The following is a 22,893-nucleotide window of genomic DNA, read 5'->3' as shown; positions in this document are numbered from 1 at the left end:
GGGTCAGGTGCAAACCAGGATACCGTCACCCAGGCGTAACGGGTTCGGGCTCAAACCGTTAGCCTTCGCCGTACTCTGTGCAGTGGCCACGCCGTGGTCACCGTACGCCTGCGCCGATGATTTACCGCCCCCACCCAGCGCCATCAGCATGCCGGACACCACCTTGTATCTGGAGCCGGTGATCAATGGTCGTCAGACCGGCAAAGTGGTGCCGGTGAACTACCGAGGCGGCCACTATTACCTTACGCCGCAGCAGTTGCTCGATGCAGGCCTGCCGGTAGCGGATAAACAGGCGAAAGAAATTGCGGTCGACCAATTAGAGAAAGTGGACGTCACCTACAGTGGCGACACCCAGCAACTGATGATCAACGTCCCCAACGACTGGCTACCCAATCAGAAATTCAACGCTCAAAACCCGCTGGATCGTCTACCGGCACAAAGCAGCCTCGGTCTGTTGTTCAATTACGATCTTTACGCCAGTCAAAGCAGCGCCGACGGCCAGCCTGGCTATCTTTCCGCCTGGAGTGAACAGCGACTGTTCGACGGCTTTGGCGTAGTGTCCAATACCGGTATTTTTCGCGGCAGCTTTAACACCACTGCCAACAGTGACCAGGACAACCGCTATATCCGCTACGACAGCCAGTGGCGCTATAACGATGACGAACGCCTGCTCAGCTATACCGCCGGCGATCTCGCCACCGGCGCGTTAACCTGGAGCAGCTCGGTGCGCATCGGCGGCGTCCAGTTGGCGCGAAATTTTGCCTCACGCCCGGATCTGATTACCTATCCGCTGCCACAGTTTTCCGGCCAGGCGGCACTGCCCAGCAGCGTCGATCTGTATATCAACAGCTATAAAAACAGCAGCACCAGCGTTAACCCCGGCCCCTTCACCCTCAATACCGTGCCCTACATTAACGGCGCCGGGCAGGCCACGGTGGTGACTACCGACGCGCTGGGCCGGCAAGTCAGCACCGTAGTGCCGTTTTATGTGGCCAGTAATCTGTTGCAGGCCGGTATGAGCGATTTCAGCCTGTCCAGCGGAGCGCTACGGCGCAATTATGGTATTAATTCAGCCGATTATGGACAATGGGTGGCCAGTGGTAGCGGGCGTTACGGCGTCACGGATTGGTTAACCCTGGAAGGCCGTGCCGAAGGTGCCGCAGAGTTGGCCGTGGGCGGCGCAGGGGCCAATATTCGTGTTGGCCAGTGGGGGGTATTCAATGCCTCTTACAGCTACAGTCAGGCCGGCGACCATGCCTTTAACGATTATCAGCCTTCGCAGCAACGCAACTACTACGATCCGCTGACCGGTCAACCTATTGCGCAACCCGATCCGCAGCCGGTTTATCAGTACAGCACCAACCATGGCGATCAGAGCAGCATCGGCTACACCTACAGCAATCGCTATTACAGCCTGAATGCCCAGCGTATCCTGCGCAGTGCAGGTTTTGGCGATATTTCGGTGTATAAAAGCGACTATCGCCTGAGCCGCCGTACCGATCAACTGACCGGCAGTCTTGGTCTGAACCGATTCGGGAGCATCGGCGCGGGGTATTTCGATGTACGTGATGCCATTGGCCTGCGCACTCGCCTGGTTAACTTCTCTTACAGCATTTCACTGTGGCGCAATACCAGCCTGTATGCGTCAGTGAACCGTGAAATTGGCAGCAGCGGCTACAGCGCCCAACTGCAACTGTCTATCCCGTTCGACAGTTGGGGTACCGCCAGCGTCAGCGCCTCACGTGACAATAATAACCGCTGGAACCAACGCGTCAGCTACAGCCGCGCCGCACCGACCGACGGCGGTTTAGGCTGGAACCTGGCCTATGCCGACGGGCAAAGCAGTGAAAGCTACAGCCAGGCCGATATCACCTGGCGCACCCGCCTGCTCGAAGCCCGCGGCGGGATGTACGGCAACAGCAATGATTACACCCGCTGGGGCGAAGTGAGCGGTTCACTGGTGGCGATGCAAGGCGATCTGTACGCCACCAACACCATCAACGATGCTTTTGCGCTGATCTCTACCGACGGCTACCCGGACATTCCGGTGCGCTATGAAAATCAGTTAATCGGCGTGACCAACGCCAAAGGCTATCTGCTGGTGCCGACCGTCACCTCCTATTACCACGCCAAATTCCAAATCGATCCGCTTAATCTGCCGGCGGACGTCGCAGTTCCCAACGTGGAGAAAACCGTGGCGATCCGCGATCACAGCGGCTTCCTGGTCGATTTTCCTGTTCAGCAAATCTCCGCTGCCGATGTCAAACTGGTCGACTCCCAGGGGAAACCGCTGGCCAACGGCAGCGAAGTGGCGGTTATCGGTAGCGACCAGCAAAGCTATGTCGGCTGGGATGGCATGGTCTATGTAGATCCGGTACAACGGCAAAACCGGCTGAGCGTCATTCCGGCCGACGGCAGCGCCCCCTGTCAGGCACAATTTAGCCTGACCAAAACCCAGGGTGTCCAAAGTATCGGGCCCATTGTTTGCCAGTAATTGATGATGGAGAAAAATATGATTCATGGATCCAAAGCGTTATTACTGGCGCTGCTGCTGCTCATCGGCCGACAGGCGTTGGCCGACTGCGTTACCGCCAACGGCAGCGTCACCTTGCCAGGCAGCAGTACTTTCGCGGTTTATAATGGCTCACTCAGCGCGCAGGGCACTGCCGGACTCAACTGCAGCGGCCTTGGTCTGTCATTGCTGACGCAAAATACCGTGACGGTAAAAATTAACTCAACCACACACAATATGGCGCTGGCCAACACCGACGGTTCCGGCGATACCATTCCTTATCTGATTTACCCCGATGCCAATTACCAATATCCCTACAGCGTCGGGCAAACCATCGACTACAGTTCGTTGAACCTGCTGACGCTGATCCTTATCTCGCCCAACGTCAACTTTCCGCTGTATATCAAGACCACCGCCGGGGCCAACGTCCGCTCCGGTACCTATACCGATACGGTCAATCTGGTATGGAACTACCATATTTGCGGCCTGGGCTTGATTGGGTTGTGCATTTGGTGGGATGGCACCAATAAACCCAGTACCGTGACGATTAGCCTGACGCTCACCAAAGACTGCCTGTTCGGCACCGCGCAAAACGTCAACTTTGGCAGCATGGCGCTGGTCGGGCAGTTTAACCCGGTGAACCAGAGCATCACCCTCACCTGCACCAAAACCGAAGGCTACAACACCTACTTTACCGACGGCAATAACCCGGTGACCGGCTGGCGGCGCATGAAAAACGGCACCAGTAACTATATGCAGTACCAAATTTACCTGCCCAACAGCACCACGGTGTGGAACAGCACCAACAAGCAAGCCGGAGCGGGTACCGGACTGGCACAAAGCATCCCTTACCTGGCGCAAATCAACCCGGCGCAAACCGAAGTACCGGTCGGCACCTATCAGGACAACATCAGTTTTGTGGTTGAGTATTAAGCCCGGCCGCTAGCCACGGATCGTCAATGTTTCCAGTTTGTATTTTTTATGTGGCATTTTTTGCTCATTTGACTATGCTGATGATGACGGCTTCAACTGGTCACACCTCATACCAGAACATCAAACTAGGAGTTCCAATGGGCAAAACCGTGGTAAAAATAGGCAGTTTCGAAGTCGATGATGCGCATTTGTCCTCCTCGCCCGAGCAGGCCAGTACGCTGGCGATCCCATGCAAGTCGGATCCCGATCTGTGCATGCAGTTAGACGGTTGGGATGAGCACACCAGCATTCCGGCGATACTCGATGGCAAGCAATCGCTGTTGTATAAGCAACATTACGATCGGCAAAGCGATGCCTGGGTGATGCGTTTAGAATGAACGATGAAAAACTGAAGAACGCGCGGTGTCCCCTCAGGAGCACGGCGCGTTTTTTTATGCGATAGCAATACCGCGGCCGGCGAAGAAACGGCCAAAACTGCCCAGCGGCAAGGTCACCTGTTGGCGCGTAGCCGGGCTGTCACCGGAAGGATTGTGAAAGGTCACACCATCGCCCTCAACGGCGGTAACCAACACCAGATGGCCCCCCCGCTGCGGCGGCGTCTGCTCGGGCCGGCGAATGCCGGGATGCACCGAGGCGATAAAATAACGCCGCTGCGCCAGTAACTGTGGCAATGCTTCTGCCTCAACACCGACCCGCACCTCGGCCTCCAGTGCAAACTGCTCACGCACATAGTCGACAAATGGCGCGTAAATCAGCCCCTTGATACGCTCACCTTCCCGTACGTAAGCGCCGTACGGCAGGCTGCGGCGAGCCAGTTCCAGCAGTGACGGCGCATCCCCGTCGCGATGGGTCAGCACCATTTTCAGGCAGGCCATGCCACAGACGTGATTGGCCCACTCGATATATTCCGCCCGATCGCGTGCGCCACTGAGCGCCCAGTTGGGGTCATCCGCCAGCGTCGCTCGACCGGCAATCAATGCTGCCGCCAGCTCGGGCGTCGCCCATTGACAGACGTAAGGGACAGAGGAGGTCAAATCAGAAAGTCTCTGCCACTTTGAAATTCATCAGCACCAGCGTCATATCCGGTGAGAACAGCTCATATTCTTCGAAGAAGCTCTGCAGCTCTTTGCGCCAGTAGGCCAGGGAACGGTCACCCTCACCTTCAGCAAAAGCATGGGCTTCATCAACCTGATCGTAGGTTTTCATCTCGACCGACGTCAGCTCTACCGCACACACCGGGTTGCCTTTACCATCAACCACCACAAACACATCGCCAGCCAACGGGATGCCTTCACCGTCAAGATTGGCGCAGGTGGCCGTCTTGGTCCCGTTGAGGATCAGTTTGACCACCTCATCAGCCTGCTGCTCAGTGTTGCCAAACGCCCAACGTTCGGTGTTTTCGTATTTCTTCGGAATTTCGTTCGCCATTGCCATACCTTATTGAATGAATCATTGTGCAGACAGAATAGTACAACGTATTCCCCGCTGCCTGCACCTGCCGAATTCATCCTCAATCCTCTAATCCCACAGCTTTACAGGCTATTTACGGTAAATCCCTGTGCCTGCACCTGGACAACAGGCATACTGTGAACGCAATTCACTCCATGGCTATCGGCCAGGCGGCAAAATGAAGTATGACGACCAAAATTCCGATGACACTTTCAGCGCCTTGTTAAAGGTACTGGCAGTGGTGGTGATTGTTATCTTTATTATCGCCTTCTGGTATTTCAGCTGATCGGTAAAACAGGAGGTCACATTGGCAACCAAACGCATGAGAACCAAACACTGGAAGATGTTTTTGATACTGTTGCTGATCTGTCTCGCCCTGCTGTTATTGCGCTGGGCGGCGATAGTCTTTGGCTAATGGCAGGGAGCAAAAAAGATGGCAAAACGAAACGGCAACGGGGTACAGATCGCCTTACTGCTACTGGCGCTGGTGATTTTGGTCTGCGGTATATTGATGATCACCACTGAGCTGGGTCATCAGGTACTCGAAGAGATCGAAGATATTCTTGAGTAATGCCAGTTCGGCCGAACACTGGCTCACACCACTTTATCCCCGCTCCCGCTCTGCGGGTTGTTTGGTTTCCGGCTCCAGCAGCTCGCGCAAATAGGCAATCCTCGCTTCCCCTTGCGGCAACCACAGACGACACAGCCACTGTGGCACTTCTGCCGGCTGGCTCCGGCGATGGTACTCAGCCAGTTGCTCGATCAGTTTCATCATTCACCCTCCACAGATTCAACACTGTCAGTATTGAGTGAAAAAACCAGAAGAAATACTGATGGCTTGTTTTTTATGCTTCCTGTTTTAATATTGTGCGATCGGTGCGGTGGCGAACCCCTGGCCCAACTGCTACATTGACCAAAAATCAGCCAGCCGAGGTAAGCGATGATGTTCTCGGAGCAGGAGATAAAACCGGTGTGGGATGAAGTGGCTCGCTTGATCGGCGACAGCGTGATGCAGTTACGCCATCGCGGCGAGGTCTTATCGGTAGAAACGTTGGCGAAACACCTGGCGCGGCAACTGGCCGACTGTCACGATATTGAACGACGGATCCTGATTGGTGCCGCGATCAACATGCTGAAAGATGGAAAATGAATCGCCAACCGAATAAGGTTGGCGATTCAGCAGAAGCCCGAGGTATGCAAGCCCAGCCTTCTGTACGCAATTATGTCAGGCTAACATGACGGAATTAATAGGAATTGTCGGGTTTTTCCTCCTAATACCGAATTTTTATTGCTATCTGGCCTCAGGCCAGCACGAAATCACTGGTTTCCAGCGGCTGCCCCACCACTTTCACCAGAAAATCGCTAGCGTCAAACCCGCCGCCCAGATTGATGGCCAAATCGCTGACGTGCGCCTGCGCGTCGTAGCTCAACATTGCCTCACCAGCCTTGCCGCTAAACTGACTGACAAATTCGATGCCATTCTTGCTGCCGGTGTTAAACAGCGACAGATCAATTTTATCTTCACCGCTGACAAAATCCACGATCCAGTCTGGGGCATCAGCGCGTGATTCGTTGGCCGTGAAATAAACGAAGGTGTCTTTGCCCCCATTACCAAACAAATGATCCGACTCGCCACCGCCATACAAAATGTCGTCACCGGCGCCGCCCATCAAAATGTTATTGGTGTCGTTGCCGATCAGCACATCGTTTCCGGCACCGCCAAAAGCGTTTTCGATAGTCACGCCGGCAGCAATAGAAACGTTGCCCTTCAGCCCGCCTACGTCGGAGAACGATTTTTCGTTGAGGTTGATACGCTGATTTTGGCTAAAGCCGGAGAAATCGAAGGTATCGGTGCCACCGGCATCCCAGGCGCTAAACACGATTTTGTCCTGCGCATGGGTGGCGGTGAGGAAATCGCGATCGGTGTTGGAATTAAAACCGTAAACCGTATCCCCGCTGCGGGTGCTCATGTTGGCACCGTAGAAATGCTGGATGGCCGTAATGTCATTTAACAAGGGAGCGGAAGAGTAAGCCCCCTGAAAATCCTGGCCCGTACTGCTCTCGCTGAAATAACTCATCACGCTGTGGGCGCGGCTGTCCTCAAAATAGGTCGCATCTTTGGTGTAAGTGATGCTAACGCCCGGTGCAGCATTGTAGTCCCCAGGGTGCTGCAACCCCAGCGCATGGCCAATTTCATGGGTTAACGTCTGACGGCCATATTCGTTTTCGTTAATCAGGTTATTGGCGAACACATTGCTTTTGGCGTTATACCAGGTCTGCCCCGCCACCGAGGCAGAAGTATCCGGGTTATAAGCGAAAGCATAAGAACCACGCGAGCTGACATCGAACAGGCCAAACTTAATATTGGCGCTTTGAGTGTTGCTGGTTTCGGTAAAGGTGATATTGGCAACATCTGACCAGGATTGCAGTGAGAGTTTCGCCTGTTCGCGTTGCTGCTGATTAAAGCTGCTGAACCCACTGATCGCCATGCTCGACATATTGCCCGGTGCCTGTTCCCAAAAACTGTAACTCAGGTTAACCGCGGTGTCGGTCACGCCTTTGTCGTGCCAACTCCGGTCGCCGCGAATCAGCTCCAGCCCCGCATTCTCGAAGCTTTTTGAGGGATGAATTACATTCAGCAGCGGATCGCTATCGGGTTTATAAGCCCCCTGCAGGGCCAACACGCTGATAGCTTCAGCGGAAGCGTTAGCCGATTGATTATTTGATGACATACCTGTATCTCCATATTTGTCATTTCAGCGTGCCGAAGACATCACTGACGGATGGCCTTGATGGCCGTGGTCCGGTGCTGGATAAATACGGGGATTTCGGTAATGCGGCTGGCGCCCTCCATGAGCACTCTTAATGAGAACGATAATCCCTTAAATAAAAGAATAGCCACTTTTGATTAAAATACAGAATTATCTGATAAAAAATAATCTCACCGATTTCAAACCTGTTTGAGTGCTTATTATTAGCAAAATAAAAACCGGGACAATTCACCCCGGCATCCATTATTTAATCTGGCCTCAGATTAACCAACCCAACAATAGCGTGGCGCCAATCACGGTGGACGCACCGCCGATGCGCGTGGCGATTTGCGCGAACGGCATCAATCCCATACGGTTGGACGCGGAAAGGATCGCCACATCACCGGTCCCGCCTAACCCACTGTGGCAGCAGGTGACGATGGCCGCTTCAACCGGGTACATTTTCAGGTAAGGCGCAATCAGGAAGCTCACCAGCCCCATCGACAGCACCACCGAACCACAGACCACCACATAACCTACCGAGAACACCGCCACCACGCTTTCCAGCGGTACGTACAGCATGCCCAGGCCAATCATCAGCGGCCACACCAGCGCGGTTGAAACAAACTTATAAAAACTGTGCGCACCGGTTTCCATTGAAGTTGGGATCACCCGGCAATATTTGCACAGCACCGCAAACAGAATCATCAGCACCGGACCGGGAATATGGACGATATGTTCGAACAACCCGCCAACAATAAAGAACGCGCAGATCACCAGCAACCCGCCACCCATCAGTTGGAAATCAACGTTGCCACTGGTTTCCTTGATAGCAAACACCGCGTTGTCCTGCGCCGAACGGATCAGCATGCCGTCACCGCTCAGCGTCTTACGCTTCATCCCCAGACGGGCCAATACGCCAGCCGCCACAATGGCGAAGATATTGCCCAGTACCGCCGCCGGTGCCAATTGCGCCACGTAAACATCCGGCGTCGATCCCAGGATCGCCGAATAGGCCAGCGACAGCGGCAAGATGCCCTCGCCGATACCGCCACCGATAATCGGCACAATGATAAAGAAGAAGGTGTGATAGAAGGTAAAACCAAACAGCTTACCCACCAGCAACCCGGTCACCACCGCCGTCACCGTGCCAACCACCAAAGGCACGAACATGCGGATCATGCCCTGGATCAGGATCACCCGGTTCATGCCAAGAATGCTGCCGACCACCAGGCTGGCGATAACAAAATACAGCAGGTTGGCATCTTTCATCAGCAGATGGACGGTGCCCATCACGTTCGGCTGGAAGAAATTAAAATAGACCAGCACCGAAGGCACCATCAGACACAGGATGGCCGGGCCACCGATATCACGCAACACCGGGATACTTTTGCCCAAATGCGCCAATGCAAAACCCAGCGTCATAATTACCGCCAGGCCGCCAATCATATTCTTGGGTAAAAAATTGGCATAAGACGACACGGTGACAATGGCACAAATGGTGATAAACAACGCCACCGGCACGGCACCGATATTCATTTGCCGGAATTGGTTAATTAATCCTGATGAATCAGGCTGCAACGTCTCTTTCTCACAGGCAATTTCTGCATTTATCTGTTTCATTATTCACCCTGCTGACCAGTGTTCAGTGTGGAGCGGCTCGTCTAAAGACATATGAAATAATTTAAGGAGTTAACTCAAATCATTATCATAGACACGATGGAAAATTTGATTTTTTATAATGATAAAAATAGTGGACAGCCCAGAAGATATGATAAAAAATAAAAATACAAAACAAAATGGCGCCTTATTAATTCAATATTGTGAGCCCCCACAGATGTTGGTTTTAATTAATTATCGTCAGCATTTTGTAATTAAAATAATCAGGCGTAAATTCGCTGCTATGCTATAGATGGAAGTAAAAATCCGTGCGTTTATTAATGAGAACCGGAGCGGTAATTAGCTGAATCCGGTCAGCTGTACCCGAGCCTGCTTTTGTACGCGGCACCGTGCAGAAAACAGGCAATAATATATGCTCCATGGCTTTCAGATTGTCGCAACAGCGCGACAGGCCGAAAGTCTGCAGGCATAGAACTAATAAGGAAGTAGGATATGTCTTCAATCGCGATTACCCCACAAACACTGGCCCGTTACGGCATCCATCAGGCTACCGAAATCGTCCATAATCCAAGCTACGAACAGCTGTTTACCGAGGAAACCCGTGCCGACCTGCCGGCGCTGGAACGCGGTACGCTGACCCGCCTGGGTGCGGTCAACGTCGATACCGGTGAATTCACCGGTCGTTCACCGAAAGATAAATACATCGTGCGTGACGACACCACGCGCGATACCGTCTGGTGGTCCGATAACGGCACCGGCAAAAACGATAACCAGCCGCTGTCGCCAGAAGTCTGGCAGCATCTGAAAACGCTGGTAGGTAATCAGCTTTCCGGCAAGCGTCTGTTTGTGGTGGACGCTTTCTGCGGCGCCAACGCCGACACCCGCCTGAAGGTGCGTTTCATCACCGAGGTGGCCTGGCAGGCGCACTTTGTCAAAAACATGTTTATCCGCCCGACGGATGAAGAACTGCAGAATTTCGAACCGGACTTCGTGGTGATGAACGGGGCCAAATGCACCAACCCGGACTGGCAACAGCAGGGGCTGCATTCCGAGAACTTCGTTGCCTTTAACCTGACCGAGCGTATTCAGTTGATCGGCGGCACCTGGTACGGCGGCGAAATGAAGAAGGGCCTGTTCTCAATCATGAACTACCTGCTGCCGTTGCAGGGTATTGCCTCGATGCACTGTTCGGCCAACGTCGGCGAACAGGGTGACGTTGCGGTGTTCTTTGGCCTGTCCGGCACCGGGAAAACCACCCTCTCCACCGATCCCAAGCGCCAGTTGATCGGCGATGATGAACACGGCTGGGACCATGACGGCGTGTTCAACTTTGAAGGCGGCTGCTACGCCAAAACCATCAAGCTGTCGCCACAGGCAGAACCTGAGATCTATCAGGCTATCCGTCGTAACGCGCTGCTGGAAAACGTGCAGGTGCTGGCCGACGGCAGCATTGATTTCGATGACGCCAGCAAAACTGAAAATACCCGCGTCTCCTACCCGATTGAGCATATCGAAAACATCGTCAAGCCAGTGTCCAAGGCCGGCCATGCGAAAAAAATCATCTTCCTGACTGCGGATGCCTTCGGGGTATTGCCGCCGGTATCACGCCTGACGCCGGAACAGACTCAGTACCATTTCCTGTCTGGCTTTACCGCCAAGCTGGCCGGTACCGAGCGCGGCATCACCACACCAACGCCAACCTTCTCCGCCTGTTTCGGCGCAGCATTCCTGACGCTGCACCCGACGCAGTACGCCGAAGTGTTGGTGAAACGTATGGAGGCGGCCGGAGCGCAGGCCTATCTGGTGAATACCGGTTGGAACGGCAGCGGCAAGCGTATTTCCATCAAGGACACGCGCGGCATCATCGACGCCATTTTGAACGGTGAGATTGAACACGCCGAGACCTTCACCCTGCCTATCTTTGGCCTGGAAGTCCCGACCGCGCTGCCGGGAGTTGACCCTTCGATCCTCGACCCGCGTAAAACTTACGCCGACGAATCCTTGTGGCAAGAGAAAGCTCAGGATCTGGCACAGCGCTTTATCGATAACTTTGCCAAATACACCGTGACACCGGCGGGTGAAAAGCTGGTCAGCGCCGGTCCTAAACTCTAAGGCTGCAAGAGCTGGTGGTTAAATGGTAGGGGCGCCGCATGCTGCGCCCACTTGCGTATTGGGACGAACATGTTCGTCCCCTACAGCAGGTTTTCAGCACTCAAGGGGCCAATCGGCCCCCTTTTTACGCCAGTTGCTGATCCAGATTGATCAGCGCCTGGGCCAGCACCCTGGCACCGTCAGCCAACTGTTGCTCGGTAATCGACTCTTCCGGGCAATGGCTGCGCCCGTTCAGACAGGGAATAAACACCATTCCTACCGGCCCGGTGGGCGCCATATACACCGCGTCATGTCCGGCACCGCTTGGCAAACGACGGCTGGCCAGCCCGAGCGACTGCGCCGCAGCATCGATCGCCTGCATCACCTTTTCCGCACAGGCCGTGGGCCGTGCCCGACTGACATGCTGCAACTCCGCCTGCAATCCCAGACTCTGCAAACGTTGCTGACAACTTTCCAGCAGTATTTCAGGGAAACTGTCCAGCACCTGCTGGCTATCGCTGCGCACCTCAAGCATCAGCTCCACCCGGCCCGGAACCGCGTTGGGCACATTGGGCGTCATGGCAATCCGCCCCACGGTCGCCACCACATAATGCGGATTACCACTCTGCTGCGAGGCTGCCGCATGCGCCTGTTCGATCACCTGCGCCGCCCCCACCAGCGCGTCGCGACGAATATCCATTGGCGTGGTACCGGAGTGATCCGGCTGGCCAATCACCGTCACCAACACCCGGCGAATGCCGACAATGTGCGTCACTACGCCAATCGGCAATTGCTGACGCTCCAGCACCGGCCCCTGTTCGATATGCAACTCAACGTAAGCGGCAGTGCCACCGGGCAAGCGCAGTGGCTGGTTCAGTTTTTCCGGCTGAGCGCCGATTCGCGTCATCGCTGCCGCCAGCGTTTCTCCCTGCGCGTTCTTCGCCGCCAGCATGCCGCTGTCCAGTTCACCACAAAGCGCTCGGCTGCCGACGCAGGAAATGCCGTAATCACTCGGCTCCTCGGACAGAAAATCGATCACCTCAAACGGATGCTGCAAACTGATCGCCTGCTGATGCAGGCAGTGGGCGATCTCGATGCCCGCCAGCACGCCGATAATACCGTCGTAGCGGCCACCGCCAACCACGGTATCGCAATGCGAACCGGTCACTATCGGAGCCAAATCCTGACGCAGCCCGGCGCGACGGCCGATCAGATTGCCCCCCTCGTCCAGCGTTACCGTCAGTCCGGCCTGCTTCATTTGTTCCGCCAGCCAGACTCGCGCCTCGCTGAACAACGGTGTAAAGGCGCGACGCGTCCAGGGCACCTCCGGCAGCGTCATCTGCGCCAGATGATTAACCCTGGCCCACAAACGCTCGCTATTGATTAATTCGGTCATTGGCCTTCCCCTTGAGCGGTATGCGGGCGCAAAAACTGACCGGCACCCGGCGAATTAACAATCTGGCCGTTGGCGAATACCGCCTGGCCGCGACAATAGGTGGTTTCCACCCGCACGCTGAATTCCATCCCCTCAAAGGCGCTCCACTTCACCGCCGACAGGCTATTGGCCGGGTCAAAGCGGTAATGTTCGGGTTTCAAAATAACGAAGTCGGCATCCATACCGCTATCAAAGCCCCCTTTGCGATCGTCGAGCAAAAAATGACGTGCCGGATTGCGACACAGCAATTGCGCCACGGTCGTCGGCGCGATGCCATGTTGCTCGCACCCGGTCCACAGGGCCGGTAACAACGTCTCCAGCCCCGGTCCGCCGGAGGCATTTTTGAACACGTTGGCATCCCCTTTGCGTTCCAGCCCCCAACTGACATGGTCGGAAGAAACAAAAGTGCAGTTGCCCTGTGCAATATGGCTCCACAGCAGTTCGGTTTCGGCTTTCGGGCGGATCGGCGGGTAGTGCTTGGTCTTGGCACCAAACTGGCGCGTGTGCTGTTCGTGGTTCAGCATCAGATATTGCACGCAGGTCTCAATGCTGACCGGATAGCCGGCTTGCTGATACATGCGGTACAACTCAAAACCGCGTGAGGTGGAAACGTGAACCGCATGGGCGCGCGCACCACTTTCTGCCCCCATCTCATAAATCAGCGCCGTCGCCAGATTTTCGATCAGTGGTGTGTGGGCGCGCATAAAGGCATCCCAGCCGGTGTCACCCGCTTCCGTCATCCGCTGGATATTCTTGCGCGTCAGTTCCTGCATCTGGTTGTGCACCGCGCAGGCCAGTCCGGTCGGGGCTATCAGCTGAAAGGCGTGCATCAGGTCATCTTCATCTACGCGAGGAAAACGGCCCGGCGTGGCTTCAAAGGTAGAGAACTTGAAGGCGCAGACCCCGCCCTCGATCAGACCCGCAGCGGCGTCAAAGCCGTAGGTGGGGTTCAGGGTGCCAAATAGCGCCACGTCGACATGGCAGTCACGCTCTACCTCTGCAATTTTGGCCTCCAGCAAGGCGCGGCAGGCCACCGGCTGCGGATCGTCATAAGGCATATCGACCATCACCGTGATGCCGCCCGCCGCCGCCGCCCGCGATGCCCAACCCAGGCCTTCCTGGTTGGCCTGACTACCCGAATGCACCTGCCCGTCAATCACCCCCGGCAAGATCCACTTGCCGCTGGCGTCGAGCACCTGTTCGGCCTCAGGAGCCTGCCCGCTGCCGCTGCCAATGATTTTACCGCCGGCGATCGCCAGCCAGCCGTCAGGCGTCACCCGTTCGGCATCCACCAGGTTGCCCCTGACCACCAGCTCTGGCCGTTGACTTAAATTCATAGCGCCTCCCCTTATTTTAATTCGCCCGATAGCTGCATAAAAATGCACGGTTCTCAGCTTTTCAATCGGCCGATTGTGCCGATACCAAGGCCAGTGTAGGGTGAGGCTGTCTATTCTGTCTTATGCTTGTTTATCACTCATGCATAACAAAATGTTAACCATTGTGGAGGGCTTGTGCGTTTAAACCTCAAACAAATCGAAGTGTTCCGCGCCATCATGCTGACCGGTTCCATCAGCGGCGCCGCCAAATTGCTGCATGTGTCGCAGCCCGCGGTATCACGGTTGATCGCCTATACCGAGCAACGGTTAGGCCTGACCTTGTTTGAACGTATCAAGGGGCGGCTGTACCCAACGCCAGAAGCACGCCATCTGTTTGTCGAAGTCAACTCGGTGTATCAGGGGGTACAGCGGGTCAACGAAGTGGCCGAAGATTTGATCCAAAACCGCATGGGTCACCTGCGCATCGCCTGCAGCCCGAGCCTGGGCCAGGGCCTGATCCCCAGCGCCATCGCCAGGTTCCATGCACAGTTGCCCGAGGCGCGGGTGATTTTACACACCATGATCCCGGACGTGTTGCTGCAGGCGGTACTGACGCAACAGGTCGAACTGGGCGTCGCCTTTCTGCATGAAGGCCATCCGAATGTGCATTCGCGCCAGCTCTACGAAAACCGGCTGGTGGTGGCGCTGCCTGCCACCCACCCGCTGACCGCCAAAAATGTGATTAGCATCGAGGATTTGATCGACCAGCCGTTTATCGGCTACGGCACCGAGATCCCGATTGGCCAACTGGTACGCAAACTACTGGATGACGCCGATATGATCCTGCGCCCTACCGTCGAGGTGCAGCAGATCCACGTAGCCTGTGCGCTGGTACAGGCCGGGGTGGGCATCGCGCTGATCGACGAAATCACCGCCAACGGCCCGGTGTGGACCAAAGTGGTTTTCCGGCCAATAGAACCCACCGCCAAAACCCCCATCAGCATCGTGCATGGCATGTACGAGCCCCTGTCACGCCTGGCCCAGGCGTTTATCGCCACCCTGGAGTCGGTGCAGATCCACTGGTCACGCTAAGTCTTTTTACCGCTCTCTCTGACGCCGCTATCCAGGATGATGGCGGTTTAATTCATTCACCCGCCAAATGGGTTAACATTTTGTTATACGCTGGTGATAAAAAGTAATGCGACATTTTACCAGGCCGCCCCCTAGTATCGAATTCCGGTAGCGCAACTATTCATAGATTATTCATTCAAGCGCAATCTCACCGATACTTTCAGGAGCACAGACCATGGGGCGTGTTTTAACACTTAATGATGTGGAGGCCGCGGTAAAAGGCGGTTCGGTATTTGCCTGCGGCGGTGGCGGTTGGGTAGCCCACGGCCTGGAGCTGGGGCGGCTGGCAGTCACCATCGGCCGCCCGGAGCTGGTCAGCCTCGACGAATTGGCCGATGACGCCTGGATAGCCACCGCAGCAGCCATTGGGGCCCCCGGCGGCCTGACTGACTGGCAGATGCTCGGCGTCGACTACGTCAAGGCGGTGCAACTGGTGCAGCAAGAGCTGGGCGCCCCGATCGCCGGGCTGATAGTCGGCCAGAACGGTATGTCCAGCACCCTCAACGGCTGGCTGCCTGCCGCCGTGCTCGGTTGCAAGGTAGTCGATGCGGTCGGCGATCTGCGTGCCCATCCGACCGGCGATATGGGCTCCATCGGCCTGGCTTCCAGCCCGCAGCCGATGATCCAGGCCGCCGTCGGCGGCAACCGCGCCAATAATGCCTATATCGAACTGGTGGTGAAAGGCGCCACGGCCAAAGTATCGCCGGTGCTGCGCAAGGCGGCCGACATGTCCGGTGGTTTTATCGCCAGCTGTCGCAACCCGATACCGGCCGCCTATGTACGTCAACACGCGGCGCTGGGGGGCATCAGCCAGGCGATCTCATTGGGTGAAAGCATTCTGGCAGCACGGGGCAACGGCGTGGTGGATGCTATCTGCCGTCATACCGGTGGCCAGATTATTGGCAGTGGCGTGGTCACAGCCAACAGCCTGCGTTATACCGAAGAGGCGTTTGACGTCGGCATCGTGACCCTCGGTCAGGGTAAGGATCTGCGCCGTATCCATATCATGAACGAACACATGGCGGTGGAAGATGCACACGGTGAACGGATCGCCAGCTACCCGGACGTGATCACCACGCTCGACGGCGCCGGTAACCCGATCAGCGCCGGCCAATTGAAACCCGGCATGGAAGTGGTGATTTTCCATATGCATCACTCGCAGTTCCCCCTCTCGTCATCGGTCACCGATCCGGCGGTCTATCCTCCGGTGGAGAAAACCCTGGGGATCGATTTGCGCAGTTACCTGCCAGCAGGAGATGCCGCATGAAAAGAACCTTTGAGGTGACCTCTGGCAGCCAGCTGCGCTGCCTTGGCTGGCGGCAAGAAGCGCTGCTGCGCCTGCTGGAAAACGTGCTGGCGGTCGGTGAAAACCCGGATGAATTGGTGGTATACGCCGCGCTGGGCCGCGCCGCGCGCGACTGGCCGTCACACGATGCCATCGTTCACGCGTTAAAAACCATGCGTGAAGACCAAACTCTGCTGGTGCAGTCCGGCAAGCCGATTGGCCTGTTGCAAACCCACGCCAACGCCCCACTGGTGATCATGGCCAACTGCAATATGGTCGGCCAATGGGCAAAGGCGGAAAACTTCTATCGCTGGGAAAAAGAGAACCTGATCTGCTGGGGCGGCCTGACCGCCGGAGACTGGCAATATATCGGTTCACAAGGGGTGATCCAGGGCACCTATGAGATTTTCTCGCGCATTGCCGAACGGCATTTCGACAACGACCTGCGCGGGCGCTTTATTCTTACCGCTGGTCTGGGTGGCATGGGTGGCGCGCAGCCGCTGGCAGGCACCCTGGCCAACGCGGCGATCCTGACCATCGAGGTTAACCAGGCCAGCATCGACAAACGGCTGAAAAACGGATTTTTGCAGTACCAGGCGGCCGATCTCGACCAGGCGCTGGCAATGATCGCCAGCGCTCAACAGCGTAAAGAATCCCTTTCGGTCGCGTTGCTGGGCAATGCCGCCGAAGTCTATCCGGCGATCCTGGCGCGTGGTGTGATCCCGGACATCGTGACCGACCAAACCGCAGCGCATGATCTGGTGTACGGCTACGTTCCCGCCGGTTACAGCCTTGAGCAGGTGGCGCGGCAACGCGAGGAAGACATTAATGCGCTGATGGACGCCAGTCGCCGTTCTATCGTTCAGCATGTACAGGCAATGCTCGGTTTTATGGATCGCGGGGCGGTGGTGTTCGACAACGGCAATCTGATCCGCACTCACGCCCATCAGGGCGGTGTTGAGCGTGCCTTCGAGATCCCCATTTTCACCGAGGCCTTCCTGCGTCCACTGTTCTGCCGCGCCATCGGCCCGTTCCGCTGGATCGCCCTGTCCAACAACAGTGACGATATTCGGGTTATCGATGACTACTTGCTCGAGCGCTTTGCCGACAACCGCATCGTCAGCAACTGGATCACCCTGGCGCGTCAGCATGTGCCCTTTGAAGGCTTACCGGCGCGTATCGCCTGGCTCGGCCACGGTGAACGCACCGAGCTGGCGCTGGAAGTCAACCGCATGGTGGCAGACGGCCGCCTGTCCGGCCCGATAGCCTTTACCCGCGATCACCTCGACGCCGGGGCGATGACCCATCCGAATATCATGACCGAGAAAATGAAGGACGGCTCCGATGCGATCGCCGACTGGCCGCTGCTCAACGCGCTGGTCAACTGCGCCTCAATGGCCGATCTGGTGGCGATCCACTCCGGTGGCGGCGGTTATAGCGGTTACATGACCAGCTCCGGCGTCACCACCATTGCCGACGGCAGTGAGGCGGCGGCACAACGCCTGCAACTGTCGATGACCAACGACACCAGCACTGGCGTAATGCGTTACGCCGATGCCGGTTATCAGGAGTCTCTGGACGAGATCGCTGACAAGTCCTTGCCCTATATCTCACTGCCTCGCGGAGAATAATGATGAATAAAAGCACGGTTCCGCCCATCGCCCCCCTGCTGGTCGCCGATGCCGCCGTCACGCCACGCAAACGCAGCGGGCGCAAAGCGATTGCTGCCGCCTCTATCGGCAACGCGCTGGAATGGTATGACTTTTCGGTATACGCCTTCTTCGCGGTGTATATCGCGCAGAACTTCTTCCACCAGAACGATGCGGGCACCCAACTGTTTGAAGCCTTCCTGGCCTTCGGCCTCGGCTTTGTTATTCGCCCGCTCGGCGCTTTGGTGATCGGCGCTTATGGTGACCGGGTCGGCCGTAAGGCAGCCCTGACGCTCACCATCATGACCATGGCGGTCGGCACCGCCATCATTGCCTTTGCGCCGCCGTACAGCGCTATCGGTATCGGTGCGCCGCTGCTGATCCTGTGCGGCCGGGTGTTGCAGGGCTTTTCCGCCGGTGGCGAAGTGGGTGGCGCAGCGGCATTTTTGATCGAACACGCCCCGGCGCATCAGAAAGGCCAATACGCTTCATGGCTACAGGCCAGCATGGGCATCTCCAATATCCTCGGCGCGCTGGTGGCAACGGCGGTCACGCTGACGCTCAGCCACGAACAGGTCGGTGACTGGGGCTGGCGTATTCCGTTCATCATCGGCCTGTCGATCGCGCCGATTGGCCTGTGGATGCGTAAAACGCTGGAAGAAACGCCGCTGTTTGCCGAAGAGCAGGCGCGGCAACAGCGAGAGCCACAGAAACAGGAAATGCCGTTGTTGCTGCTGTTCCGCACCCACCGCCGCGCGGTGCTGCTCGGCACCGGGCTGTCTATTCTGTGGGCAGTAAGCATTTATGCGCTGATTATCTACATGCCTATTTATGTTCAACGAGTGATGCACTTTGAGAGCCACCAGGCGTTTTTGGCCGCGCTGATCGGCAACTGCTTTATGGTGGTGTGCTGCGTGGCAGCCGGGGCCTGGTCAGACCGGATTGGCACCCTGAAAATCCTGCAGGTCGGGGCGCTGTTACTGCTGGTGGCCAGCTACCCCCTGTTGTTGTTGCTCGATGCCTATCACACCACCGCGATGCTGATCCTGGTGCAAACGCTGTTTTGCATACTGGTGTCGCTGTTCGTCGGCGTGGCACCTGCGGCGTTGTCTGAACTCTTTCCCACCCAGGTGCGAGCCAGCGGTATGTCGGTGTCCTATAACCTGGCGGTGACGGTGTTCGGCGGCTTTGCTCCGGCTGTCCTCACCTGGCTGACCCAGAATACCGGTACCCGTTTCGCACCGGCCTGGTACGTGATGATCGCCAGCCTGCTGGCATTGATCACCCTGTATTTGATCGCCCGCCACCCGGTACGGCAGCCCTGAACACCGCGTCATACAACATCATAATAATCAATAACAAGGGTTAATTTATCATGCCAGGAAAATTCGCCTTATCGCTGCTTGCCGTGCTGACGTTCGGTTATAGCCAGCTTGGAGTGGCCACCGTCACGCTCGACGGCCACTCGATTACCCCACAGATGATCGCCAACGTCGCCGATGGCGAAGCGGTGGCCGTCGCTCCTGCCGCCCTGAAACGCGTGACATTGTCACGTCAAGTGCTGATCGAGGCGGCACAGAACGGTTTGAAAATCTATGGCCTGACGGTCGGTGTCGGGTTAAATAAAGACCGGCCTATGGTCGACGTGCATGGCAAGCTGACGCAGGAGGTCATTGAGGCGTCGAAAAAATTCAACGTCGGTCTGCTGCATGCCCACGCTGGCGGTATCGGTGCCCCCATGAGCATCCGCGTAGCACGAGCCACCCTGGTCACCCGGCTCAATGGCTTGCTGAGCGGTGGCGGCGGCGTTCAACCGGCGATTGTCGACGCCTATGTCGCCTTCCTCAACAAAGGGATTACTCCGGTGATCCCGGCGGGCGGTTCGGTGGGTGAAGGCGATATCACGGTGATCAGCCATGTCGGGCTGGCGATGCTCGGCGAAGGCGAGGTGTATTACCAAGGCAACAAAATGGCCGCCAGAGCAGCACTGCAAAACAGCCAAACAGCGGCCATCACGCCTTACGCCAAAGACGCACTGGCGATCCTCAGTTCCAATGCCTATTCCGCGGCCAGTGGCGCGCTGGCACTGGATTCGCTGGCCCATCTGATGCAGGTCAATACCCTGACCTATGCGCTTAGCCTGCAGGCACTGAACGGCAACGTATCGCCGTTTCTGGCCAATGCCCTGGCGCTGCGGCCCTATCCGGAAGTCGCGGCAATGGGGAAAAACCTGCGCGAACTGCTGGTCGGCTCCAGCCTGTGGCAGCACGACGACAGTCGCCCATTGCAGGATCCGCTCAGCTTCCGCTCCGGCGTCTATTTGTTAGCGGAACTGCAGCGCAGCTATCAATTGGCCTATGACCAGCTGCTGGTGCAGTTGAACAGCTCCGACGATAACCCAGGCGTGGCGCTGGGGATCACACCGCCATCACAACGTCCCCAGGAAGCCGTCGGCTACGTCAGTGAAGGCAACCTGCAGGGTGCCGTACTGCCAAGCGCCAATTTTGAGCCACTGCCCTGGGTGCTGGCCTTCGAGCAATTGGGGCTGGCACTGGCGCACAACTCGCTGGCCAGCGCCCAACAGGTGGTGAAACTGAATAACCCGGCGTTTACCGGCCTGACCCGCTTTCTTGGCACCGACCACACCGTGCATGCCTTCGGTGCGATGGAAAAACCGGTGATGCTGCTGGCGATGCGCAATAAAGAGCTGGCGATGCCGGTGTCGCTCGATTACTTCCCGGTGGCCGGTGATATCGAAGACATTGCCACTAACGCCCCGTCGGTGGTCGAGCGCGTTCAGCAGCAGGTGGATAACGCCTATCAACTGCTGGGTATCTTGCTGGTGCACGACGCCCAGGCGGTGAGCCTGCGCCAGCAGCGGCACAACGGCTTTACTCTCTCCGCGCCGACAGCGGCACTTTACGCGGCGGTACGCCAACGGGTGCCGTTTATCGAAACCGATCGCCCACTGGCACCCGACTTCGCCGCCGCAGAGCTGGTGCTGCGCCAATACGACAAATAGTCCCTGATTTTCATCTCCCATCCTGAACGCAGGGCGCCCCACGGCGCCCTGCGTATTTTGGGTTCAAATAAACAAAACTCATACCTCGTTAATCATTTTCCGGCAGACACCGGCAGCCACAGTCCCTAACGTGGTAACTGAGTCGTCAGCCATAAATCATACAATTAGCTGTTTTTTATAAAATAAATGATATAAATATTCTGACAATGCCCACTGACGCTCATTCAATACGTTTCCGACCTGCAACCAAAGTTTTAATCCGATCACATATTAATAAAAAAAACAGAGAGCGTACCCGATGAGCAACCGCAACATTGTCGACGTCAAAGCGTGGATTGATTCCCGCCCCATTTCCGGCTATCAGTGGCTGGTATTAATTCTGTGTTTCATGATCATCATGTTTGATGGTTATGACGCCGCAGTGATGGGTTTTATCGCCCCTGCACTAATTGAAGACTGGGGTATTTCACGTGCCGAAATGGGCCCCATCCTCGGGGCTGCAATGTTTGGCGTCGCTTTGGGCGCGCTGATCGCCGGCCCCTATTCCGACCGTTTTGGCCGCAAGAAGGTGCTGCTGCTGTCAATTCTGTGCTTTGCGCTGTTCAGCCTGCTGAGCACCTTCGCCCGCACTCCGCTGGAAATGGCGTTGTTGCGCTTTCTTACCGGCCTGGGTCTGGGTGCAGTGATGCCCAACTGCGTTACTCTGGTGTCGGAATATATGCCGGAACGCTGCCGTGGCCTGATGATTACCCTGATGTACAGTGGCTTTAATATCGGCTCCGGTGCGGGTGGATTCATTGCCGCCGGCATGCTGCCGCATTATGGCTGGAAGGCCGTGTTGTTCTTCGGCGGTATCATGCCGCTGGTATTGCTGCCACTGCTGGTCTGGATCCTGCCGGAATCGACGCTATATATGGTGGTACGCAACCATCACAAGGACAAAATCGCTAAAATCCTGCGCCGCGCCGGCGGTGTGTTCAGCGCCGGAACCACCTTCATACTGAAAACCCCTGTGATCCCCAAAAAAGCCCGCGTACTCCAACTGTTCAGTCATGGTTATGCCAGGGGCACCCTGGTGCTGTGGCTGACCTATTTCATGGGGCTGTTCGTGATTTACCTGCTCAACGGCTGGCTGCCGACCATTGTGCGCGGCGCCGGTTTCTCACTGGAGCGGGCCGCGATAATCGCCGGTCTGTTCCAACTGGGCGGCACCCTGGGTGGCCTGCTGGTGGGTTACCTGATGGACCGCTTCGTCGCCAAACGGGTGATCGGACTGTTTTATCTGATGGGCATGATCTGCCTGCTGTCACAGGGTATCTGGGGCTTTGGCCCAACGCCGCTGGCAGTGTTGGTCTTTGTTAGCGGTATCTGTATTAACGGGGCACAAACCGGTCTGCAGGCCTTCTCACCGGCATTTTATCCCACCGAAATGCGGGCCACTGGCGTCAGCTGGATGCACGGCATCGGCCGTAGCGGCGCCATTATCAGCTCGTCAATGGGCGGCGTGTTACTGGGGATTTTCCCCGGTGCCACCAGCATATTTATCATTCTGGCGATCCCGGCGTTACTGGCGGCGATCACTATCATTAATCATCAAAAGGCACATCCGGCTGAAATGGTTAAAGGCATCGATATTACCGATCTGCCTGCGTTGTCACGCACCATGAATAACCGGTAATTCTTATTAATACAGAGGTAGA

21 protein-coding genes are annotated in these 22,893 nt (G+C 56.5%); 13 read left to right on the top strand and 8 right to left on the bottom strand.

What is annotated here, in order from left to right:
* Positions 1-3: 3 nt before the first annotated feature.
* Positions 4-150: a hypothetical protein gene (locus tag E5C26_RS24620; RefSeq protein ID WP_167796638.1), complete on the bottom strand. Its 147-nt coding sequence runs from the start codon at positions 148-150 to the stop codon at positions 4-6.
* Between E5C26_RS24620 and E5C26_RS10610 the strand changes: the two genes are divergently transcribed.
* From E5C26_RS10610 to E5C26_RS10600, 3 genes are all read left to right on the top strand, one after another.
* On the top strand, positions 149-2,494 hold the full coding sequence (locus E5C26_RS10610) for a fimbria/pilus outer membrane usher protein (protein ID WP_135316262.1): 2,346 nt from the start codon (positions 149-151) through the stop codon (positions 2,492-2,494). The genes E5C26_RS24620 and E5C26_RS10610 overlap by 2 nt on opposite strands.
* Positions 2,495-2,512: 18 nt before the next feature.
* Positions 2,513-3,445 (top strand): Csu type fimbrial protein, encoded by a 933-nt coding sequence (locus E5C26_RS10605; protein WP_135316261.1) that lies wholly within the window; start codon positions 2,513-2,515, stop codon positions 3,443-3,445.
* 137 nt (positions 3,446-3,582) lie between these two features.
* Positions 3,583-3,822, top strand: a complete 240-nt coding sequence (locus tag E5C26_RS10600) for a YebV family protein (protein WP_012144844.1) — start codon at positions 3,583-3,585, stop codon at positions 3,820-3,822.
* A gap of 54 nt (positions 3,823-3,876) precedes the next feature.
* On the opposite strand, the gene E5C26_RS10595 is transcribed toward E5C26_RS10600, so the two are convergent.
* Both E5C26_RS10595 and E5C26_RS10590 read right to left on the bottom strand, forming a co-directional pair.
* Positions 3,877-4,479, bottom strand: coding sequence for a C39 family peptidase (locus tag E5C26_RS10595; protein WP_135316260.1), 603 nt, complete (start codon positions 4,477-4,479; stop codon positions 3,877-3,879).
* A 1-nt stretch (position 4,480) separates the two neighbouring features.
* On the bottom strand, positions 4,481-4,873 hold the full coding sequence (locus E5C26_RS10590) for an ASCH domain-containing protein (RefSeq protein WP_012144842.1): 393 nt from the start codon (positions 4,871-4,873) through the stop codon (positions 4,481-4,483).
* 343 nt (positions 4,874-5,216) lie between these two features.
* Between E5C26_RS10590 and yniD the strand changes: the two genes are divergently transcribed.
* On the top strand, positions 5,217-5,309 hold the full coding sequence (yniD, locus tag E5C26_RS24785) for a small membrane protein YniD (protein ID WP_409513905.1): 93 nt from the start codon (positions 5,217-5,219) through the stop codon (positions 5,307-5,309).
* A gap of 18 nt (positions 5,310-5,327) precedes the next feature.
* Positions 5,328-5,465 (top strand): hypothetical protein, encoded by a 138-nt coding sequence (locus E5C26_RS24615; protein WP_017892602.1) that lies wholly within the window; start codon positions 5,328-5,330, stop codon positions 5,463-5,465.
* Positions 5,466-5,498: 33 nt separating this feature from the next.
* On the opposite strand, the gene E5C26_RS24610 is transcribed toward E5C26_RS24615, so the two are convergent.
* Positions 5,499-5,669 (bottom strand): hypothetical protein, encoded by a 171-nt coding sequence (locus E5C26_RS24610; RefSeq protein ID WP_167796637.1) that lies wholly within the window; start codon positions 5,667-5,669, stop codon positions 5,499-5,501.
* A 165-nt stretch (positions 5,670-5,834) separates the two neighbouring features.
* Here E5C26_RS24610 and E5C26_RS10585 point away from each other — a divergent pair, with 165 nt between their 5' ends.
* Complete coding sequence (locus E5C26_RS10585) at positions 5,835-6,044, top strand: hypothetical protein (RefSeq protein WP_135316259.1); 210 nt, start codon at positions 5,835-5,837, stop codon at positions 6,042-6,044.
* Positions 6,045-6,195: 151 nt separating this feature from the next.
* On the opposite strand, the gene E5C26_RS10580 is transcribed toward E5C26_RS10585, so the two are convergent.
* Both E5C26_RS10580 and E5C26_RS10575 read right to left on the bottom strand, forming a co-directional pair.
* On the bottom strand, positions 6,196-7,626 hold the full coding sequence (locus E5C26_RS10580) for a serralysin family metalloprotease (RefSeq protein WP_135316258.1): 1,431 nt from the start codon (positions 7,624-7,626) through the stop codon (positions 6,196-6,198).
* Positions 7,627-7,923: 297 nt separating this feature from the next.
* Positions 7,924-9,267: a 2-hydroxycarboxylate transporter family protein gene (locus E5C26_RS10575; protein ID WP_135316257.1), complete on the bottom strand. Its 1,344-nt coding sequence runs from the start codon at positions 9,265-9,267 to the stop codon at positions 7,924-7,926.
* A gap of 489 nt (positions 9,268-9,756) precedes the next feature.
* On the opposite strand from E5C26_RS10575, the gene pckA reads away from it, so the two are divergent.
* Positions 9,757-11,376 carry a phosphoenolpyruvate carboxykinase (ATP) gene (pckA, locus tag E5C26_RS10570; RefSeq protein WP_135316256.1) on the top strand — a complete coding sequence of 540 codons (1,620 nt, stop codon included), beginning with the start codon at positions 9,757-9,759 and terminating at the stop codon, positions 11,374-11,376.
* A gap of 124 nt (positions 11,377-11,500) precedes the next feature.
* Here pckA and E5C26_RS10565 read toward each other — a convergent pair whose 3' ends face one another.
* Entirely contained in the window at positions 11,501-12,751 is a 1,251-nt protein-coding gene (locus E5C26_RS10565; RefSeq protein ID WP_135316255.1) for a Zn-dependent hydrolase, read from the bottom strand.
* Positions 12,748-14,127 (bottom strand): dihydroorotase, encoded by a 1,380-nt coding sequence (locus E5C26_RS10560; protein WP_135316254.1) that lies wholly within the window; start codon positions 14,125-14,127, stop codon positions 12,748-12,750. The genes E5C26_RS10565 and E5C26_RS10560 overlap by 4 nt, the downstream gene beginning before the upstream one ends.
* A gap of 174 nt (positions 14,128-14,301) precedes the next feature.
* On the opposite strand from E5C26_RS10560, the gene E5C26_RS10555 reads away from it, so the two are divergent.
* From E5C26_RS10555 to E5C26_RS10530, 6 genes are all read left to right on the top strand, one after another.
* A complete protein-coding gene (locus E5C26_RS10555) occupies positions 14,302-15,198 on the top strand; it encodes a LysR family transcriptional regulator (protein WP_135316253.1) in 897 nt (298 codons plus the stop codon).
* A 214-nt stretch (positions 15,199-15,412) separates the two neighbouring features.
* On the top strand, positions 15,413-16,504 hold the full coding sequence (locus tag E5C26_RS10550; RefSeq protein WP_135316252.1) for a DUF917 domain-containing protein: 1,092 nt from the start codon (positions 15,413-15,415) through the stop codon (positions 16,502-16,504).
* Positions 16,501-18,153 carry a urocanate hydratase gene (locus tag E5C26_RS10545; RefSeq protein ID WP_135316251.1) on the top strand — a complete coding sequence of 551 codons (1,653 nt, stop codon included), beginning with the start codon at positions 16,501-16,503 and terminating at the stop codon, positions 18,151-18,153. The genes E5C26_RS10550 and E5C26_RS10545 overlap by 4 nt, the downstream gene beginning before the upstream one ends.
* Entirely contained in the window at positions 18,153-19,496 is a 1,344-nt protein-coding gene (locus E5C26_RS10540; RefSeq protein ID WP_206194257.1) for an MFS transporter, read from the top strand. The genes E5C26_RS10545 and E5C26_RS10540 overlap by 1 nt, the downstream gene beginning before the upstream one ends.
* 50 nt (positions 19,497-19,546) lie before the next feature.
* The gene (locus tag E5C26_RS10535) at positions 19,547-21,193 is read left to right on the top strand and encodes an HAL/PAL/TAL family ammonia-lyase (RefSeq protein ID WP_135316250.1); all 1,647 of its coding nucleotides are present in this window, start codon (positions 19,547-19,549) and stop codon (positions 21,191-21,193) included.
* 298 nt (positions 21,194-21,491) lie between these two features.
* Entirely contained in the window at positions 21,492-22,871 is a 1,380-nt protein-coding gene (locus tag E5C26_RS10530) for an MFS transporter (RefSeq protein WP_135316249.1), read from the top strand.
* The last annotated feature ends 22 nt before the right edge of the window (positions 22,872-22,893 follow it).

The sequence above is a fragment of the Serratia proteamaculans genome (assembly GCF_004684015.1).
Lineage (GTDB): Bacteria > Pseudomonadota > Gammaproteobacteria > Enterobacterales > Enterobacteriaceae > Serratia > Serratia proteamaculans_F.
This window is presented reverse-complemented; position numbering and strand designations above follow the sequence as displayed.

What these genes read in the sequence shown, in the direction of transcription:
- E5C26_RS24615 (WP_017892602.1), top strand. Translation starts at nt 5,328, where the DNA reads ATGGCAAAACGAAACGGCAACGGGGTACAGATCGCCTTACTGCTACTG.
- E5C26_RS10610 (WP_135316262.1), top strand. Translation starts at nt 149, where the DNA reads ATGCCGGACACCACCTTGTATCTGGAGCCGGTGATCAATGGTCGTCAG.
- E5C26_RS10590 (WP_012144842.1), bottom strand. Translation starts at nt 4,873, where the DNA reads ATGGCGAACGAAATTCCGAAGAAATACGAAAACACCGAACGTTGGGCG.
- E5C26_RS10565 (WP_135316255.1), bottom strand. Translation starts at nt 12,751, where the DNA reads ATGACCGAATTAATCAATAGCGAGCGTTTGTGGGCCAGGGTTAATCAT.
- E5C26_RS10585 (WP_135316259.1), top strand. Translation starts at nt 5,835, where the DNA reads ATGATGTTCTCGGAGCAGGAGATAAAACCGGTGTGGGATGAAGTGGCT.
- E5C26_RS10580 (WP_135316258.1), bottom strand. Translation starts at nt 7,626, where the DNA reads ATGTCATCAAATAATCAATCGGCTAACGCTTCCGCTGAAGCTATCAGC.
- E5C26_RS24610 (WP_167796637.1), bottom strand. Translation starts at nt 5,669, where the DNA reads ATGATGAAACTGATCGAGCAACTGGCTGAGTACCATCGCCGGAGCCAG.
- E5C26_RS10560 (WP_135316254.1), bottom strand. Translation starts at nt 14,127, where the DNA reads ATGAATTTAAGTCAACGGCCAGAGCTGGTGGTCAGGGGCAACCTGGTG.
- E5C26_RS10540 (WP_206194257.1), top strand. Translation starts at nt 18,153, where the DNA reads ATGATGAATAAAAGCACGGTTCCGCCCATCGCCCCCCTGCTGGTCGCC.
- E5C26_RS10545 (WP_135316251.1), top strand. Translation starts at nt 16,501, where the DNA reads ATGAAAAGAACCTTTGAGGTGACCTCTGGCAGCCAGCTGCGCTGCCTT.
- E5C26_RS10530 (WP_135316249.1), top strand. Translation starts at nt 21,492, where the DNA reads ATGAGCAACCGCAACATTGTCGACGTCAAAGCGTGGATTGATTCCCGC.
- E5C26_RS10550 (WP_135316252.1), top strand. Translation starts at nt 15,413, where the DNA reads ATGGGGCGTGTTTTAACACTTAATGATGTGGAGGCCGCGGTAAAAGGC.
- pckA (WP_135316256.1), top strand. Translation starts at nt 9,757, where the DNA reads ATGTCTTCAATCGCGATTACCCCACAAACACTGGCCCGTTACGGCATC.
- E5C26_RS10600 (WP_012144844.1), top strand. Translation starts at nt 3,583, where the DNA reads ATGGGCAAAACCGTGGTAAAAATAGGCAGTTTCGAAGTCGATGATGCG.
- yniD (WP_409513905.1), top strand. Translation starts at nt 5,217, where the DNA reads ATGAGAACCAAACACTGGAAGATGTTTTTGATACTGTTGCTGATCTGT.
- E5C26_RS10535 (WP_135316250.1), top strand. Translation starts at nt 19,547, where the DNA reads ATGCCAGGAAAATTCGCCTTATCGCTGCTTGCCGTGCTGACGTTCGGT.
- E5C26_RS24620 (WP_167796638.1), bottom strand. Translation starts at nt 150, where the DNA reads ATGCTGATGGCGCTGGGTGGGGGCGGTAAATCATCGGCGCAGGCGTAC.
- E5C26_RS10605 (WP_135316261.1), top strand. Translation starts at nt 2,513, where the DNA reads ATGATTCATGGATCCAAAGCGTTATTACTGGCGCTGCTGCTGCTCATC.
- E5C26_RS10575 (WP_135316257.1), bottom strand. Translation starts at nt 9,267, where the DNA reads ATGAAACAGATAAATGCAGAAATTGCCTGTGAGAAAGAGACGTTGCAG.